General features: G+C 45.9%; 14 protein-coding genes. 5 read left to right on the top strand and 9 right to left on the bottom strand.

Translation table 11 applies throughout. The features are described from left to right. Nucleotides 1-101: 101 nt before the first annotated feature. A complete protein-coding gene (locus AC5FX4_RS04465; RefSeq protein ID WP_493605283.1) occupies nucleotides 102-797 on the bottom strand; it encodes a glycerophosphodiester phosphodiesterase in 696 nt (231 codons plus the stop codon). Then, on the bottom strand, nucleotides 763-1,659 hold the full coding sequence (locus AC5FX4_RS04470) for a DMT family transporter (protein ID WP_493605284.1): 897 nt from the start codon (nucleotides 1,657-1,659) through the stop codon (nucleotides 763-765). Before AC5FX4_RS04470 ends, AC5FX4_RS04465 begins: the two co-directional genes overlap by 35 nt. A gap of 202 nt (nucleotides 1,660-1,861) precedes the next feature. Between AC5FX4_RS04470 and rnr the strand changes: the two genes are divergently transcribed. Continuing rightward, nucleotides 1,862-4,336, top strand: coding sequence for a ribonuclease R (rnr, locus tag AC5FX4_RS04475; protein WP_493605285.1), 2,475 nt, complete (start codon nucleotides 1,862-1,864; stop codon nucleotides 4,334-4,336). A gap of 2 nt (nucleotides 4,337-4,338) precedes the next feature. Beyond that, nucleotides 4,339-5,079 (top strand): 23S rRNA (guanosine(2251)-2'-O)-methyltransferase RlmB, encoded by a 741-nt coding sequence (rlmB, locus tag AC5FX4_RS04480; protein ID WP_493605286.1) that lies wholly within the window; start codon nucleotides 4,339-4,341, stop codon nucleotides 5,077-5,079. Between the two features lie 78 nt (nucleotides 5,080-5,157). On the opposite strand, the gene yjjG is transcribed toward rlmB, so the two are convergent. The 3 genes from yjjG to AC5FX4_RS04495 all read right to left on the bottom strand — a co-directional run bounded on the left by yjjG (nucleotide 5,158) and on the right by AC5FX4_RS04495 (nucleotide 7,375). After that, entirely contained in the window at nucleotides 5,158-5,838 is a 681-nt protein-coding gene (gene yjjG, locus AC5FX4_RS04485) for a pyrimidine 5'-nucleotidase (RefSeq protein ID WP_493605287.1), read from the bottom strand. After that, nucleotides 5,828-6,394, bottom strand: coding sequence for an inosine/xanthosine triphosphatase (gene yjjX, locus AC5FX4_RS04490; RefSeq protein WP_493605288.1), 567 nt, complete (start codon nucleotides 6,392-6,394; stop codon nucleotides 5,828-5,830). The genes yjjG and yjjX overlap by 11 nt, the downstream gene beginning before the upstream one ends. Before the next feature lie 81 nt (nucleotides 6,395-6,475). Then, nucleotides 6,476-7,375: a phosphoribulokinase gene (locus AC5FX4_RS04495; RefSeq protein WP_493605289.1), complete on the bottom strand. Its 900-nt coding sequence runs from the start codon at nucleotides 7,373-7,375 to the stop codon at nucleotides 6,476-6,478. Between the two features lie 102 nt (nucleotides 7,376-7,477). Here AC5FX4_RS04495 and AC5FX4_RS04500 point away from each other — a divergent pair, with 102 nt between their 5' ends. Both AC5FX4_RS04500 and galE read left to right on the top strand, forming a co-directional pair. After that, complete coding sequence (locus tag AC5FX4_RS04500) at nucleotides 7,478-8,368, top strand: hypothetical protein (RefSeq protein WP_493605290.1); 891 nt, start codon at nucleotides 7,478-7,480, stop codon at nucleotides 8,366-8,368. A gap of 66 nt (nucleotides 8,369-8,434) precedes the next feature. Beyond that, complete coding sequence (gene galE, locus AC5FX4_RS04505; protein ID WP_493605291.1) at nucleotides 8,435-9,451, top strand: UDP-glucose 4-epimerase GalE; 1,017 nt, start codon at nucleotides 8,435-8,437, stop codon at nucleotides 9,449-9,451. A gap of 42 nt (nucleotides 9,452-9,493) precedes the next feature. Here the strand turns inward: galE and recG are convergent, their stop codons facing one another. The 3 genes from recG to asnC all read right to left on the bottom strand — a co-directional run bounded on the left by recG (nucleotide 9,494) and on the right by asnC (nucleotide 12,823). After that, nucleotides 9,494-11,581, bottom strand: a complete 2,088-nt coding sequence (recG, locus tag AC5FX4_RS04510; RefSeq protein ID WP_493605292.1) for an ATP-dependent DNA helicase RecG — start codon at nucleotides 11,579-11,581, stop codon at nucleotides 9,494-9,496. A gap of 21 nt (nucleotides 11,582-11,602) precedes the next feature. After that, complete coding sequence (gene trmH, locus AC5FX4_RS04515; RefSeq protein WP_493605293.1) at nucleotides 11,603-12,301, bottom strand: tRNA (guanosine(18)-2'-O)-methyltransferase TrmH; 699 nt, start codon at nucleotides 12,299-12,301, stop codon at nucleotides 11,603-11,605. A 63-nt stretch (nucleotides 12,302-12,364) separates the two neighbouring features. Continuing rightward, nucleotides 12,365-12,823: a transcriptional regulator AsnC gene (gene asnC / locus AC5FX4_RS04520; protein ID WP_152087173.1), complete on the bottom strand. Its 459-nt coding sequence runs from the start codon at nucleotides 12,821-12,823 to the stop codon at nucleotides 12,365-12,367. A 184-nt stretch (nucleotides 12,824-13,007) separates the two neighbouring features. Between asnC and asnA the strand changes: the two genes are divergently transcribed. Next, the gene (gene asnA, locus AC5FX4_RS04525; protein ID WP_493605294.1) at nucleotides 13,008-14,006 is read left to right on the top strand and encodes an aspartate--ammonia ligase; all 999 of its coding nucleotides are present in this window, start codon (nucleotides 13,008-13,010) and stop codon (nucleotides 14,004-14,006) included. A 121-nt stretch (nucleotides 14,007-14,127) separates the two neighbouring features. Here the strand turns inward: asnA and AC5FX4_RS04530 are convergent, their stop codons facing one another. After that, nucleotides 14,128-15,741, bottom strand: a complete 1,614-nt coding sequence (locus AC5FX4_RS04530) for a flagellar assembly protein A (protein ID WP_493605295.1) — start codon at nucleotides 15,739-15,741, stop codon at nucleotides 14,128-14,130. Nucleotides 15,742-15,753 lie beyond the last annotated feature (12 nt).

A 15,753-nucleotide genomic window follows, 5' to 3' on the forward strand; every position in this document is an offset into this window, starting at 1 on the left:
ATCCATGTTTGTCCTCTTGAAAGACGCTGCATCCTTGACTAGACCGCATATCGAGTAGCAACAGGTAAAAACATAAATACTTCTTTAATCAATAATATATGCTAAGAACGGGATAAAATCATTCTTGCGTAACATGGAAAATTACTAAAAATGCCATCCACACCCAATGCTTGCATATCTTCTATATCTTGTTGTTTATCGACCGTATAAACAAAAACCTTTAATCCGCGCTGTTTGGCGTCATTTACAAATTGATGATTTATAAAGTTTTTATCTATGTGGATGCTGTAGGCGTGCAAACGTTGCGCAAACTCAGCATAGTGCAAAGGAATAGACCCAGTCAGGGCGCCGATCTTAACCCATGGCATGTTTTGCTTTAGCCAGACGAGTTGGTGATGGTCGAATGAGGATACGAGCAGTTGTTCGCGCTGAATTTTACCTTGTTGCACGTTTTGCTCAATGGTGGCGACAAACTGATCGAGTCCAAAGGTATGCTTTAGCTCTAGATTAATTAAGGTTTGTGTACCAATTTCATCAAATACTTGCTGTAAATTAGGAACAATTTCTCCATTCCCAGCATCTAAAGATTGGATTTTTTGTAAGCTGGTTTGGTTGACCTTGCCGGAGCCATTGGTTGTTCTATCGAGCCAAGTATCGTGCACAATGACGTAGTCATCGGCACAACTTTGTACATCTAGTTCAATTCCATCAACATCTGCTTGTAAAGCAGCACGAATAGCACTCAGAGTATTTTCAGGGTAATTACCGCTGGCACCTCGATGCGCGAATACTAGCATTGGGCTTTTTCCTTGTGATAGACCAAGTTTCAAAACAAGCTGCACTGATCACCAGTGTGCCACCAACTAAGGTCATAAAGTTTGGTTTTTCTGCCAACAGCATAATGGCCAACAGCGTCCCATACAAGGGTTGCAAACAAGAAATTAATCCCGCGGTGGTTGCCGACAAATGTTTTAAACTGCTGGCAAATAATGCATGAGGAATGGCGGTAAATACAGCACCTGCTAACAAGATATAGTAAATATCTTGCTCGGGTAATTGTGCTGGGGGCACCTCAACAAACAAAGCCAGCATAACGCAAGCAGTGAGCGTTTGATAAAACATCGTATGTGGCCCGCTATAACTGGAAAAGTACTGTTTTTGTAGTAAGTTACGCAGTGAAAATAGCGCCCCAGAAAAGATCCCGGTAACCACGCCTAAAGTCACTTGATTGCCCAAATTCGCCTCAGGAATGAGCAGGTAGATGCCAAACAAAACAACCACAGCGCTGACAATATCTTTGCTTTTAATCTTGTGTTTGGTGAATAGAGGTTCTAGAAAAACGGTGATGACGGGGTAAGTGAAAAAAGCAATGATCCCGGTGGCAATACCCGCCATTTGCATGCCAGCGAAATAGGTTACCCAATGCAAGCCAACCACCACGCCAAGCATCACCGCAATAAAGTAATCTTTGCTTCGTTGTAAACGCAGTTGCTTACCTGTCAATTTGAGCAACCCGGCGAGTACCACAAAAGCGACGGCAGTACGGTATACCGTAATATCCAATGCGCTTAAATTAATCAGTTTTGAAAATAGAGCGGTACCACCAAAAAGCAATACAGCAATGTGAAGGTACAAAAGGGAGGTTTGTTCTGCTCGCATGGGTTACTTTATTATCGTTTTTAAGAATGCCAGTGTAGCATGTTGTTATTGGCCACCGAAACTTGTGCGTTGGAACCTTTGGTTATTTGGTGGTCTAAAATCGGCTGTCCAAAATGCTAAATAAAACTTTCACCTGTGGTAGCTGTCTCATTATCGGGTTTTGGGTTAAAATAACAACATAACTCAATTAACAAGCTAGTGAATGTCAAAACAGGATCCTTATCTCAGTCGAGAACAAGACAAATACGAAAACCCAGTACCCAGTCGCGAATTTATTTTAGAGCATATTAAATCTGCCGACAAAGCGACTACTTTTAGTCAACTCTGTAATAGCCTCAATGTGTTAGACGATGAACGTCAAGTGGCGTTTAAGCGTCGTTTGCGCGCCATGGAGCGTGACGGACAACTGCACTTTAATAAATTTAAACGTTACGTGATCCCAACAGATGATGGTTTGGTGAAAGGTCGGGTAATTGGTCATCGAGATGGTTTTGGCTTTTTAGCGGTTGAAGGTGAAGCAAAAGATTGGTTTATCGCTAAACACCAAATGAGCGGTGTGTTGCACGGTGATGTTGTACTGGCAAAGGCAGCCAGTCGAGGCTCGGGTGGTAAAGTTGAAGCCCGCATCGTACGGGTGTTAGAAAATGAGCGTGCACCATTGGTTGGACGCTACTTTGTCGAGTACGGTACGGCCGTAGTGGTGCCAGAAGACCCGCGTATCACCCAAGATATTATTATTCTGCCTGGCAGTGAAAACGGCGCGCGTCATAATCAAATGGTGCAAGTGCAGATCACGCAAAGCCCAAGTCGACAAATGAATGCAGTCGGCCGTGTGACCGAAGTGCTGGGTGAGCATATGGCCCCAGGCATGGAAATTGAAGTTGCGCTGCGTAATCATGATATTCCGCATATTTGGCCCGAAGCTGTACTTGCACAAGTCTCTAGCCATGGCGAAGAAGTGGAAGAAGCCGATAAGCAAGGGCGTGTTGATTTACGTGACTTACCTCTAGTGACTATTGATGGGGAAGACGCGCGCGATTTTGATGACGCAGTATTTTGTGAGCGCAAAAAATCGGGTGGCTGGCGTTTATGGGTTGCCATCGCCGATGTTTCTCATTACGTGCCAAAGGGAAGTCCGCTAGATAGAGAAGCGATTGAACGCGGTAACTCGGTGTATTTCCCCGAGCAAGTGATCCCTATGCTACCTAAGGTGCTGTCAAACGGCTTATGTTCGTTAAATCCGCAGGTTGATCGCTTGTGTATGGTGGCGGAAATGACCGTATCTGACGCGGGACGCTTGTCGGGTTATCGTTTTTATGAAGCCGTGATGAACTCCCATGCGCGTTTGACTTACACCAAAGTACACGCCATTTTGCAAGGGGATGAGCAGCTACGCGAGCAGTATAGTGAGCTAGTGCCGCATTTAACCGATTTACAGCAAATGTATATGGCGCTGAAGTCTGCAAGACAAACCCGTGGTGCGATTGAGTTTGAAACGGTTGAAACGCGCTTTGTGTTTAATGCTCACCGCAAGATTGAATCGATTGTGCCACTGGTGCGCAACGACGCGCATAAGCTCATTGAAGAGTGTATGATCTTAGCCAACGTGTCTGCCGCAAAACTACTTGAAAAGCATGAAGCCAGTGCCTTGTATCGTGTGCATGATGAGCCGGACCAAGAAAAGCTCAGCCACTTTAGACAGTTTTTGAATGACTTAGGGATTGAGAGCTTATTGCCAAACGATCCGTCACCACTTGAGCTAACTGCGGCACTCAATTCATTGGGTGAGCGACCAGAACAAGAGCTTATTCAAACTATGTTACTGCGTTCGATGAAACAAGCGGTCTATCAGCCAGATAACATTGGTCACTATGGTCTTGCGCTTGATGCCTACGCGCACTTTACGTCGCCGATACGTCGTTACCCTGATTTGGTGGTACATAGAGCTATCAAAGGCATTTTAAATACCCAGGGTCAAAAAACATCGGGTGCGTATGTGTATGATACTGACGAAGTTGACCAACTTGGTGAGCAGTGTTCGACAACAGAACGTCGTGCTGATGATGCCACTCGAGAAGTTGCCGATTGGCTCAAGTGTGAGTTTATGCAAGATCATGTGGGTGACGAGTTCAGTGGTGTGGTCTCATCGGTCACGAACTTTGGTTTATTTGTACGTTTAGATGACTTGCAAATTGACGGCATGATCCATATTTCTAGCCTTGGCCAAGAGTATTTCCATTTTGATGGCGCTAAACACTGCTTGATTGGTGAACATAGTCGTCAAATTTATCGTTTAGGCGACAAACTCAAAGTCGTGGTCGCTTCTGTGAGCTTGGATGAGCGCCGTATTAATTTGGCAATGGCAGGTGAACAATTGCCAGACAGATACGCAAGGCGTCGTAATAAGTCATTTAAAGCAGAATCAAGGCCTGCACCACAAAGTGTACGTGCACAATTACAAGCGGGTAAAATACCGGGTAAAAAAGAGGCTGAGCGCGGGGAAAAAAGAGAAGAACACAAGCCTAAGAAGAAAGGCAAAACCACGACCCCGAAAGGTAAATTGAAAAAAGCGGGGGCTGGCAAAGGTCCAGCAAAGACAAAGGGTAAGACAGTAAAAGCCAAACGACCTGGCAAAAATGCCCGAAAACGCAACAAAAGTAGCTCTGGAGCGCAATAACAGTGAGTAATGAATTAATTTTTGGATTTCATAGTATCGAAGCCATTTTGGCGAAAGAGCCTGAGCGCTTTTTAGAGATTTATGCGCTAAAAGGCCGCGAAGATAAACGCTTGAATCCGGTGATCAATGAAGCTCGCAAATTTGGTATTTCGGTGCAGTTTATGCAGCGTAAGGCGCTGGACAACAAAGCCAATGGCGAACAGCACCAAGGTATTATTGCCAACGTTAAAGCGGCCAGAACTTACAATGAACGTGATCTGGACGAGATCTTAGCGCGTGAAACCAGCCCATTCTTCTTAGTATTGGATGGTGTAACAGACCCACATAACTTGGGCGCGTGTTTACGCAGTGCTGATGCTGCGGGGGTGCATGCGGTGATTGTGCCAAAAGACAAGTCGGCCAAACTCAATGGCACGGCGCGTAAAGTAGCCTGTGGCGCTGCTGAAACAGTACCGCTGATTCAGGTGACCAACCTTGCTCGTACATTACGTGATATTAAAGAAGCGGGTGTTTGGGTTGCGGGTACTGCGGGTGAGACTGACACGGGTATATTCGATGCAAGCCTGACAGGTCCAATTGCGATTGTAATGGGTGCGGAAGGCGATGGCATGCGCCGCTTAACACGCGAGCATTGTGACGTACTGGTGAAAATCCCGATGGTTGGTACGGTGTCGAGTTTGAACGTGTCGGTGGCAACGGGCATCTGCCTGTTTGAGGTACTGCGTCAGCGTAGTGCGTTATAAACCAGTTAGTCAATCGGTTTCGATGTAAAAAGCGCAGCGAGTCTGCGCTTTTTTGTTTGTTATTCGAGCTTAGGCATCTTAGTGATTGGTACCTAGAATAGCCTCTAACTCAGCCAGATTTTGCACGGTATAGGTGGGGTGAATATCGTCAGGGCACGTTTTTCCGGGGTGTTGTAACCAACAGCTATCAATGCCAAAATTATTGGCACCTAAAATATCACTGCTTGGCGTGTCGCCAACCATCAATACTTTGCTTTTATTTGGATTACCCAACAAGGACAAAGTATGGGCGAATATGTATGGGTCCGGCTTTGCGGTACCGACTAATTCAGAGATCACTAAACAGTCAAAGCAATCTTGTAAGCCGGTGTGCGCGAGGCGTTTTTCTTGCAGTGCCGCAAAACCATTGGTGATAATGCCAAGGGTTGCTTTACCTTTTAAATGCGCCAACAGCGCACGTGTGCCGGGGAGCGGTTCACAAATGCTGGCCATCGATTCTAAAAAGCCTGCATTTAAAGTGCTCGCAGGGACTTGCAGGCGCTCAGCCCATTTGGCAAAACGGGTGACTTGCAGTGTTTGAGCATCAATACGACCCGCTTGGTAATCAAGCCACAATGGCGCGTTGACTTGTTGATACTCTTGATGATCTTGCTCAGTAAATTCAACGCCATACTGGGCTAATAGAGTTTTCAATCCCAAATAGGCATTAAAGCTGAATAAGGTTTCATCGGCATCAAATAATATGTGGCTATACTTCATCGCTAACTTTTTGTTTGGTAAATAAATGCGGGTGTAAAAAAGGCGCCATTGCTAAAGTGAGCGCTTGTGTGTAGGTGCTCTCACGAGTCGCAACATGATTAGTCAGTAAGCCAATCGCGCCACCTTTTTGTTTAATGTTCTTGGTATTAAAAGCGCGGTCCATGACGGGGCCAAGTTCTTCCCCCGCGATGAGTGCATCATACAGGTGCTGCGGGAGCGGTAAATTACTACTGCGATTAACACTGGTGTACTTGGCATCGGCTATCACCACATACGCAAAGGTGGCTGGGCCATAGCTAAATTGGTGGGCTCCACCTTCCATTGCGCAATAAAAATCAGCTTGATGATGGGCTTGCAGATATTCAACGCGGTTTTGCGCGCCAATGCGGGTCTCATCTTCACCCAGTGGTTGATCTGGCACGCCACTTGGGGCGTGGAGCCCTTGGCAATCAATGTGATGTTCAGGAAAGTAGCGTTCCATGACGCTTTTTGCTGCACTGATTTTAACTGGGTTTTGTGACCCAACCAGTACTTTTAAATTCGCTGCGGTTGCCATAGCAAAACTCCCTACTTCGGCAAAAATAAGGGAGTCAGTTTAATTTGCCAGTGTATGGCAAGCAAGTTAAATAACCATTGATTATATGGGCAAGTCAACAGGGGCCATATTTTCAAGTGCACGCTTTTTCACGAGCAAATCTTTAATGAGCGGTGTCAGCACTAACTCCATTGCCAAGCCCATTTTTCCACCGGGTACAACAAGCGTGTTCATGCGCGACATAAAGCTGCCATCAATCATTTGTAGGTAATAAGGAAAATCGACATCTTCAATGCCCCTAAAGCGGATCACCACAAAGCTTTCATCTAACGATGGAATATCTTTGGCGCTAAATGGGTTAGAAGTATCGACGGTAGGGACGCGCTGGAAGTTGATATGAGTGCGAGAAAACTGCGGCGTAATGTGATTAATGTAATCGTCCATACTGCGCACAATTGAACTCATGACGGCTTCTCTGGAGTGTCCGCGCTCATTGGTGTCGCGAATGAGCTTTTGGATCCATTCAAGGTTGATAATGGGCACCATGCCAATGAGTAAATCGACATGCTTGGCAACATCGTGTTCTTCAGTGACCACACCGCCATGCAGGCCTTCATAAAATAGCACGTCGGTATTGGGCTCAAGATCTTGATAGGGGGTGAATGTACCGGGTAGCTGATTGTAAGGCACTGCGTCATCAAAAGTGTGCAGATAACGTCGGATTTTACCATCGCCATGTTCGCCATAGCGGCTAAATAATTCTTCTAATGCTTTGAAATCATTGGCCTCTTGGCCAAAATAGCTGATGTGTTTACCTTCTTGCAGAGCTTCTCGCTTCAACTTATCCATTTCTGGACGAGTATAACGGTGAAAGCTATCGCCTTCGATAAAGGCTGCGTGGGCACTGAGACTACGAAAGATATGCTTAATGGCATTCGTCGTGGTTGTTGTGCCAGCCCCGGAACTACCAGTAATCGCGATAATTGGGTGCTTTTGGGACATATTCAGGCCTCTATGATGCAAGTAAACTATCAAAATGTGTAAATCCGATGTTACCTGAAGGGAATTGAATAGCAAGCTTTGTGGTTTTATATACAACTGGGTATGATGAAAGAAAAAACAAGGATCACGATGAAAGCACTTATTCCAACTTTACTCGCTGTATTGTCAGCTTCAACCTTACCCGTTCAGGCAGCTATGCCAAAAAGTCAGATTTTTCTTGCCACTGAGGCTGCCGATTCGATCAAGGTGATCCCGCTAACAGATGATAGTAGTTACCACAATCAACCCTTGGTGGATGAGCGAGGCGTTTACTTCACACAAGAAGTGTCCGACGGAGAGCAAAGCCAAACTGACTTGTTCTTTTACGAGTTTGATAGTGGCAAAAGCAGTAACTTGACCAACACACCGGTGTCTGAGTTTTCGCCAACGTTATATCCCTACGAGCAAGGGTTATCGAGTATTGTGGTTGAGCCGGACGGTAAGCAAAAATTGTGGTTTTACCCGTTTGACAAAGCAAAGCAACCAAAACGTATTTTTGATCATATTGAGCCCGTTGGTTATCACGCATGGGGGGCGCAACAAGATCTGATCATGTTTATTTTAGGTGAGCCGCATACACTGCAATACACAGATCTCAATGGTCACCTCCCTAAAAAAGTATCAAAAGAGATAGGTCGCACACTAGCCTATAACCCACAGAGAAAGGTGTATTCGTTTACGCATAGCAAAGGGGAAGAGCATTGGTTTGCGAGTTTCTCGAATAAGACACAGCAAGTAACCGATCACTTTGTTATGCCTAAAGGGGTACAAGACTACACGTGGTTAGACGACAAGCATGTCGCGTATGCGATAGGAAATCGTATTTATATGCGCGATATTAATGCGCCTAAAGCTGTGTCGCAATGGCATAATTTAAGCCCATATTGTGATACCCGTATTTCTCGTTTGAGTTATCACGGCGGTAAACTCGCTTTTGTCTGTGATAAATCGTAAATTGCACTGCAAAAAAGGGCGAAAGTTTCTTAAAATAGCGCGCAGACAAATGAATAGGGAAGCGATATGACAATACTTGTAACAGGTGGTGCAGGCTACATTGGCTCACACACCGTGTTGGAGCTCTTAGAGCGTGGCGATGATCTCGTGGTGATCGATAACTTGAGCAATGCCTCAAAGGAGTCGCTCGCGCGCGTAAGTGATATAACAGGTAAAGAAATAGCTTTCCATCAAGGTGATATTCTTGATAAAGCATTTTTGGATGATATTTTTTCGCGCTACGACATTAGCCAAGTGATCCACTTTGCTGGACTCAAAGCCGTGGGTGAGTCTGTCCGTAAACCTATCGAGTATTATCAAGTGAATGTGCAAGGCACATTAACGCTGCTTGATGCCATGCGCGATGCCAATGTGTTTAAATTGGTATTTAGCTCATCAGCAACCGTGTATGGCGACCCTGCCAGCTTACCTATCAGAGAAGACTTCCCAGTGGGTGGCACGACCAATCCATACGGCAGCTCAAAGTTGATGGTAGAAATGGTGCTTCAAGATGTGGCTAAGTCGGATGAACGCTTTGCATTTGCCATTTTGCGCTACTTTAACCCGGTAGGTGCTCATGAATCGGGCCGTATTGGTGAAGACCCTAATGGTATCCCGAATAACTTATTGCCTTATATTTCTCAGGTTGCTGTCGGTAAATTAGAACAGTTGGGGGTATTTGGTGATGATTACGATACGGTAGATGGTACTGGTGTGCGTGACTACATCCATGTGGTTGATTTGGCGGTGGGTCACTTAAAAGCACTCGACAAACTAGCGACGAATAATGGCACACACATCTTTAACTTAGGTACGGGTAACGGCTACTCAGTGCTCGAAATGGTTAAAGCTTTTGAAAAAGCTTCTGGCAAACCTGTGCCTTACAAAGTGCTACCACGCCGTGACGGCGATATCGCCGCATGTTATGCGGCGCCAGAAAAAGCTGAGCAAGAGCTGGGTTGGCAAGCAACGCGTGGTATTGATGCGATGATGACGGATACGTGGCGTTGGCAAAGTAACAACCCAAATGGTTACAAAGCGTAATCGCTGAAGTGTGAAGAGTGGATTGTTATCCACTCTTTTTGTTTATGCCATGGCCAGCTCGCTGCGCGTGCCTAACCAACGCGTGACCAGCGGTTCGACGATTTCGCTGTGTTCACGCATGAGCGTAATGGCTAAAGGTCGCACTTGATTCAATAGCGCTTTATCTCGGTTCAAATCCGCCACTTTAAACTCAGCAAGCCCCGTTTGTTTGGTACCAAGCACTTCACCGGGCCCTCTTATTTCCAAATCGCGTTCTGCTATGACAAAGCCGTCGTTGCTATCGCGCAGCACACCGAGGCGTTTTTGTGCAGTTATGGACAGCGGTGCATGATAAAGTAACAAACAATGGGAAGCGATGGCGCCTCGACCTACTCGACCACGCAGCTGGTGGAGTTGCGCCAGACCTAAACGCTCGGGGTTTTCGATGATGATTAAGCTGGCATTGGGTACATCTACACCGACTTCAATGACCGTTGTCGCAACCAACACATGAATATCGCCATTTTTAAATGCACTCATGATGGCTTGTTTTTCCTGTGCCTTCATTCGTCCATGCACTAAGCCTATGGTGAGTTCTGGTAACTGCTCTTTGAGCTGTGCAGCGGCATCTTCCGCCGCTTGGCATTGCAGTACTTCAGATTCATCAATCAGGGTACATACCCAATATACTTGCCGTTTGTCTTCCAAGCAGGCGCTTTTCACTCTGCTTATAACTTGTTCGCGGCGGGTATCCGGCACTGCGACTGTGGTAATGGGGGTACGGCCAGGTGGTAACTCGTCAATAACCGAGGTTTCTAAGTCCGCATAAGCAGTCATCGCGAGCGTGCGTGGAATAGGAGTGGCGGTCATCACCAGTTGATGTGGATAGCAGCCATTAAATTGCCCCTTTTCTCTTAATGCTAAACGCTGGTGGACGCCAAATCGATGTTGCTCGTCAATGATGATCAAGGCAAGGTTGAAAAACTCTACTTGCTGTTGAAACAGAGCATGGGTACCGACCACCATTTGTGCTTTACCACTGGCAATGTCTTCTAAAATACGCGTACGTTCTTTGCCTTTGGTTTTGCCGCCAAGCCAAGCGACTTCAATACCAAGCGCTTGAAACCAGTTGCTAAAGTTGATGCCATGTTGCTCGGAGAGAATTTCCGTAGGCGCCATCAGTGCCACTTGATATCCTTTGGCGATAGCCGTGAGTGAGGCCAATGCCGCCACCAGCGTTTTACCGGAACCAACATCTCCCTGTACCAAGCGCATCATTGGGTAGGGTTGTTGTAAGTCTTGTTTAATTTCAGCCACAACGCGGCTTTGTGCGTTGGTCGGCGCAAAGGGCAAGTTAGCCAAAAACTCAGGCTCAAGGGTATTGCTCGGTGGTAAAGGCACGGCTTTGACTGACTGGCCTTTTTGCCTTAGCTGCAACAGGCTTAAATTTTGCGCCAGTAATTCTTCGAATGCCAAACGTTGTTGAGCGGGATGCTGGCCTAATTCTAACTGAGATAAATCCACATCTTGCGGTGGCTTATGCAGTTGTAATACTGCGTCTTTTAAACTCAAACCTGCCGGACGAAAGCGCTCGGGCAGGTATTCTTGTAACTGATATTTTTCAAGTAGTGCAAGAGCCTTGTTGGCGATGGCGCGAATGCTCAGCTGCTTTAACCCTTCGGTGGTGGGGTAAACGGCGGTGAGTGTGGCTAATGCGGGATCGAGTGGCTCACTGTGACAGTCACGAATGCTGTATTCTGGGTGTGCCATTTCAAGACCCGCTTGACCTCGGCGTACTTCACCAAAACAACGAATGATCTTGCCTGTGGCCATGGCATTTTTTTGCGCCGCGTTGAAATTAAAAAAGCGTAAGGTTAGTCTACCGGTGCCATCGTTTACATGGCAGATCAGCATACGTCGTTTACCAAAGGTGATCTGACTATGTTCAATTTGTGCTTCAATGCTCACATGGCTGTGCGGCATTAATTCGGCAATGGCATAGGTGCGGGCCCTATCTTCATAACGAAGAGGGAGGTGAAACAGCATGTCTTGTACGGTGCTAATACCGAGTTTGGCCAAACGCTCAGCGACTTTTGGCCCTACGCCTTTGAGTTCGGTAATAGGGTAATGAGACAAGCTGGGCGTTGACATACTGCTTCCTTGTTTAACTGATTAAGTCGCTTTCTTAAACTTTAACGTATTCCAAAAGGTGTCGTCTGCCACAATTTCGCCATTTTCATCTAAATCAGGGTAGGGCAGCCCTTTTTCAACACAACGGTTGGCGATAATAGGGTGGCAGCCTTCAAACAATAATGTATGTTTGGTCTTGGCGTCTAGCATATCGTTGCGATCGTACAAGCCTGCGGCTTGTCTTTGGCGCTGCGCTTCATACAAGATCAAAGCGGCGGCAACCGATACATTTAACGACTGCACCATACCTTCCATCGGAATAACAATGTGCTTATCGGCGTGTGCAAGCGCTTTATCCGAGATCCCTAAACGTTCTTGGCCAACGATGATGGCGGTTGGTTTGGTGTAATCAATGTCACGATAGTCTACGGCGTCATCACTCAGATTGGTGGCCAGTAATTGAATGCCCGGATTTTTCTCGCGGATGGTGGCAACGGCGGTATCGATATCACCATGCATATGGGTTTCCACCCAGTTTTTACTGCCACCCGAGGTGTTATTGGTTAAGCGGCGTTGCTCTTGCGGCCATACGGCATGAACATGATGACAGCCCACCGCATCGGCGGTACGTACAATGGCCGATAAGTTATGGTGTTTGTGTACTTCGTCTAAACATACGGTCAGGTCGGTTTGGCGTCTGTCTAACACTCGTTTTACACGATGAAAACGCGAATCTGTCATCTGGTTACTGCTCATTTAATCAAAATTGCGGCGATTATACCCACTTATTGCACGATGCCCAAGTTAGGGAAGTACCTCCCTTGCGATGGGGTTTTGCAATGAAATAAGCGTCTCCGTAGATTGAATGGCTTCAATGGTTTGAATTTTGTTGATCAACACGTCCTGCAGGTGGTCAATTGTACGAGCCATCACTTTGATAAATATGCTGTAATTCCCCGTGGTGTAATACGCTTCCACTACTTCCTCAAATTCTTGTAATTGTGCGATGGTGCTTGGGTAATCGCGTGCGTGTTTTAAGTTAACCCCGATAAAACAACAAACATCGTAGCCTAATTTTTTGGCGCTAATGGTGACCTTAGTACCTTGAATGATCCCGGCTTGTTTCATTTTTTCAACACGCACGTGAATGGTCCCCGCACTGACGGCAAATCTTTTTGCTAATTCGGCATACGGCGTACGGGCATTGTCCATCAAGGCGTGCAAAATGGATTTATCCAGATTGTCGATTTGATAATTTTCCATGACTATTTCCAATTGATTTTAATGATTCAATAAAATATATAGGTAAATTTTGTGGAAAAATAGAGCTTAAAGCTGTTTTTATTGATGGTTATTGTAATTAGTGCATTTTTTGTTGACGATAGATTTAAGCCAACAAGCAAAGTGGCAAACAAGTTATAAATTTACTGGGAATGAGGTCCTAATTATGAAGAGCACATATCGTCAAACACAGCAGCAGATCAGTCGTGTAAAACAAGTATTTTCACAGCAACTAGAAAGCCAATTAGGCTTGATTGAAGTCCAAGCGCCGATTTTGGCCAAAGTTGGTGATGGTATTCAAGATAACTTGAGCGGCACGGAAAAAGCGGTGTCAGTACAGGTTAAAACACTACCTGACGCACAGTTTGAAGTGGTGCACTCTTTGGCAAAATGGAAGCGTAAAACGCTCGGTGATTATGGTTTTTCAGTGGGGGAAGGCTTGTATACACACATGAAAGCGTTACGTCCTGATGAAGAGAAACTCTCTCCTGTGCATTCAGTGTATGTTGACCAATGGGATTGGGAAAAAATTATCTGTAGCGAATCAGAGCGCTCCCTAAGTTCTTTAAAACAAACCGTTGAAAAGTTGTATGAAGCGATAAAAGCAACGCAACAGGTGGTGGCAGATGAGTTTGGCTTAACCGCATTCTTGCCAGAAAAAATCACTTTTGTGCACAGTGAAGAACTACGCCAAATGTATCCTGATTTTAGCGCTAAGCAACGTGAAAAAGCCATTGCGCAAGAATATGGCGCGGTGTTCTTAATCGGCATTGGTGGCGAATTGGGTGATGGCAAAATCCACGATGTACGCGCCCCGGACTATGACGATTGGTCAACCGCCACCTGCGATAAATACCAAGGTTTAAACGGCGATATTTTGGTATGGAACCCGGTATTAGAAGATGCCTTTGAAATTTCATCTATGGGCATTCGTGTTTGTCCAGAATCACTGCAAAGACAGCTCAAAATCACCGAAGATGAAGACCGTTTGGCTCACGACTGGCACCAACAATTATTGGCAGGTGAAATGCCACAAACCATCGGCGGCGGCATTGGTCAGTCTCGCTTGGTGATGCTGTTATTGCAAAAAGCACATATCGCGCAAGTTCAAGTAGGTGTGTGGAGTGATGAGTTAAAAGCACAAGTGAGCGATGTGCTGCGTTAAGTAAAGATCAAGTTGTTTTAAAATGAGTAGCAAAGCGGCATCACTCCCTGGGTGGTGTCGCTTTTTTTGGCCTGTACAGCTATTCGGTCATTTTTATTATTTACATGTACTCTCGCTATGATTAGCTGGTTTTAAACTCTATTTCGATTTTGTTCTCAACTAAGCTTGCGCTACAAGGGGGGTATGAACGCGTGGTTTTATACACGCGGTCAAAAATATGGATTTCAACACCCGGATTCAGGGCTTGGTTTGCAACTAGCTTGGTGTTGTCGAGCAGCGCATTGAGGTTTTTTTCTAAGTCCGACATTTTGTGTTCGAGGGTATCGGCTTCTTGGCAATAGTGCATTTGCGTGGCGCCGATTTTTGCCATGAGCTGTTTTTTCTTTTCTGCGTCTTTGACTTGATCTGCTTTTTCAATCGCTTGTTGTAAGGTGCTCAGTTGTTCACTGGTTTTGGTGAGGGCTTTTAAACACTCGTCTGTTTCTTGAGTGATTTCAACACCTCGGTGGGCAAGACGAATGGTCATTTTAGCACCTGACTCTGCGCCTATTTCACCGGCAATGATCATTTGCGCATCTAATACCTCACCGCCAAGCAACTTACCTCTTGGGTTATCGTCTGCGCCCACTTGTAGTAGTTGTTTTGCCTTGATAACGCAGTGATTACTTTGTTTGCTAATGAATATATTATTGCCTTCGATATAGGCATATTGGCCATGAGATAAATGAATATCACCGCCAGCGACTAGGCGACAGGTTAAGCCTTGGTCGTCATTTTGATGGTCTAAGTGGCCAATGGCCGCTTGTTTTACGTCAATGTGGCCACCGCTAATAAGCTCCCCAGATTCGACAGAGCCCATCACAGTAATGTCTCCCTTGGCTTTGACTTTCATGCCCGCAGAAACATTGTGTGTCACAATAACACTGCCATTGAAATCAACATGGCCGCTACGTACGTCGACATCGCCTATGGTAAATACGTCGTCAACGCGCATACCATCTTGAATATCTGATGGGCAGCCAGCAATACTGGCGATCAGTTCTAGTGGGTTATTTGCAGAAATCTCAGTACCTTCACCGGCGGTTAACTCAAAGGTGCTGCCATCTTTTGCAGGAATGCTGTCTCCCGTTACCGTAAACCCCTCTCTACCGGGAGTAGCGGGTTGTTTAGATGCTAAAACGGTACCCGGCGCCACACTGGCAAGCTTGCCGAAATCGCGCATATCCACCGAACCATCTTCGCGTAACTTGGGTTGTTTCAGTCGTTCACGTAACGTCGTGACATGGGCGACGAGTTTTGCGCCTTGGCCGTCAATAGGAGGGCGGCCTTGTGCTATGATACCTTTTGCTTCTGATCCTGGTGGTAGCTCCAATTGCTTTTGTAGCACCTTTTCAAGATAAGCCTGTTTATAACCTCGGCTCACGCCGGCTTTGATAATTGCCTTTTTTGCTTGCTCCACATTGATCATGTCACCACCTTTTGCGGTGATAAGTTTGGCGGTGGCTTGCATTTTGTCGTCAGAAATTTCGACTGAAATTTGGGCGTTTACTTTCTTTGCTACAACCAGATGTTTTTCTGGAAAGTCGCTTTTAAAAAAAGCGTCAATAGAATCCTGGTCTACTTCACAATCGGCAAAAGGAGACTGCTCTAGCGCTTCTATAATAAAAGCGGCATTTGGTGGATTAAGCTGAGCAACATCTAATAGGATGTTTCCGTTATGTGCCAATTTGAACACGTTAGTCACCCT

This window comes from Pseudoalteromonas sp. ATL1 (assembly GCF_058933015.1).

Excerpts from the sequence above, each read along its gene's own strand:
- AC5FX4_RS04465 (WP_493605283.1), bottom strand. The coding sequence starts at position 797 with ATGCTAGTATTCGCGCATCGAGGTGCCAGCGGTAATTACCCTGAAAAT.
- AC5FX4_RS04470 (WP_493605284.1), bottom strand. The coding sequence starts at position 1,659 with ATGCGAGCAGAACAAACCTCCCTTTTGTACCTTCACATTGCTGTATTG.
- rnr (WP_493605285.1), top strand. The coding sequence starts at position 1,862 with ATGTCAAAACAGGATCCTTATCTCAGTCGAGAACAAGACAAATACGAA.
- yjjG (WP_493605287.1), bottom strand. The coding sequence starts at position 5,838 with ATGAAGTATAGCCACATATTATTTGATGCCGATGAAACCTTATTCAGC.
- yjjX (WP_493605288.1), bottom strand. The coding sequence starts at position 6,394 with ATGGCAACCGCAGCGAATTTAAAAGTACTGGTTGGGTCACAAAACCCA.
- AC5FX4_RS04495 (WP_493605289.1), bottom strand. The coding sequence starts at position 7,375 with ATGTCCCAAAAGCACCCAATTATCGCGATTACTGGTAGTTCCGGGGCT.
- AC5FX4_RS04500 (WP_493605290.1), top strand. The coding sequence starts at position 7,478 with ATGATGAAAGAAAAAACAAGGATCACGATGAAAGCACTTATTCCAACT.
- galE (WP_493605291.1), top strand. The coding sequence starts at position 8,435 with ATGACAATACTTGTAACAGGTGGTGCAGGCTACATTGGCTCACACACC.
- recG (WP_493605292.1), bottom strand. The coding sequence starts at position 11,581 with ATGTCAACGCCCAGCTTGTCTCATTACCCTATTACCGAACTCAAAGGC.
- trmH (WP_493605293.1), bottom strand. The coding sequence starts at position 12,301 with ATGACAGATTCGCGTTTTCATCGTGTAAAACGAGTGTTAGACAGACGC.
- asnC (WP_152087173.1), bottom strand. The coding sequence starts at position 12,823 with ATGGAAAATTATCAAATCGACAATCTGGATAAATCCATTTTGCACGCC.
- asnA (WP_493605294.1), top strand. The coding sequence starts at position 13,008 with ATGAAGAGCACATATCGTCAAACACAGCAGCAGATCAGTCGTGTAAAA.